Genomic DNA, 1,579 nt, shown 5'->3' on the forward strand with positions numbered 1-1,579 from the left:
AGGGAACAACGGAAATAGCGGAAGCATTGCTTGCAGGCTGTACTCAGCTGGAGAAATTAACAATTCCAGATACAGTAACAGTTATAGAGTATAAAGGTGTGGCAAATTGCAGCAGCCTGACGAATATTAATATCCCAGACAGTGTAACGGAAATAGGTGGGAGTGCGTTTGAAGATTGTACAGCAATTAAAAAAATAATTCTTATGGATAATATTGGATTAATGGGAAGTTCTGCCTTTTCCGATTGTATTAATTTGACAGAAATTCATATGTCAAACAAACAGAAAGTTATTCAGAAAAGCACATTTTCCGGCTGCAAAAAGTTAACCACCATCAACTTCCCATCCACCCTGACCACGATCGGAGATTCTGCCTTTTCCGGCTGTGAATCCCTGCCGGAAGCCATCCTTCCATCCGGAGTGGAAAAAATAGAAAGCAATGCATTCAAAAATTGTAAATTCCTGAAAAAAGCAGTGGTGCCGGATACCGTATCATCCATCGGAAGTTCTGCTTTTTACGGCTGCGAGGCTTTAACGGATATTACGTTAGGCAGCAAATTAAAGAAAATTGACAGCCAGACCTTTTATGGCTGCGCAGCCCTGCCGTCCATCGTGCTTCCTTACAATGTGACCACAATCGGTGACAGTGCCTTTGTCAACTGCACGAAGCTGACGCAGATCACAGTCCCACGCAACACAACTTCGATCGCATCAAATGCATTTTCCTATCCAAAGAAAATGACGATGTACGGTCCTTCCAGTTGTTATGCGCAGACCTACGCAAATGGAAAAGGCATTAAATATGTTGCGCAGGACATTCATGCAACATCGATCAGTCTGGATGTCACCAACAAGACGGCAGAGCGTTATGACAGGTTCCAGTTGACAGCGACGATCGCGCCTTTGAATTTCACAGATGCAGTGGTATGGACAAGTTCCAATGAAGAGGTTGCCACTGTTTCGGATACCGGATATGTGGAGATCTGTGGTGTTGGAACAGCAGTCATTACGGTAACGGCTGGAAATGTAAAAGCTGCCTGTAAGATAACTGTACCGCAGCTGATAGACTGGATCGAATTTGATGAGGATGAGATTGAATTAAAAGCTGGTGAAACCTATCAGTTGAAACCATATATTTCACCTTCGGATGCCACAAATAAAAAACTCAAATATACTTCTTCTGATACGAAAGTGGCAGAGGTTTCTGCAAGCGGACTTGTCACTGCAAAATCGGAGGGCGAAGCAAAAATCCGGGCTGCGGCAACGGATGGCAGTGATGAATATGCAGTCTGCTATGTGACTGTTACCGGAAAGGCGAAAGTAACAGGAATAACTTTAGACAGGACATCAGCAGAGGTAAAAAGAGGAGAGAAGCTCACCTTAAATGCAACCGTATCACCATCTTATGCCTCCAATAAAAAGGTAGTCTGGAAATCGGCAAATACAAAGATTGCCACCGTGGATGCCAACGGCAGTGTGACAGCAAAGGCACCGGGCAGAACGAAGATCACGGTGACTTCGTCTGAAAATAGTAGTTATCAGGCATCCTGTACGGTTACAGTACCATATAAAATTACCTA

General features: G+C 43.9%; 1 protein-coding gene. It reads left to right on the forward strand.

The genetic code is table 11. The features are described 5' to 3' along the window. On the forward strand, nt 1–1,579 hold a 1,579-nt coding region (locus DXA60_RS18420), incomplete at both ends, for a leucine-rich repeat protein (protein WP_147345415.1).

The sequence above is a fragment of the Roseburia sp. OF03-24 genome (assembly GCF_003463035.1).
In the GTDB taxonomy this organism is placed as follows: domain Bacteria; phylum Bacillota; class Clostridia; order Lachnospirales; family Lachnospiraceae; genus Roseburia; species Roseburia rectibacter.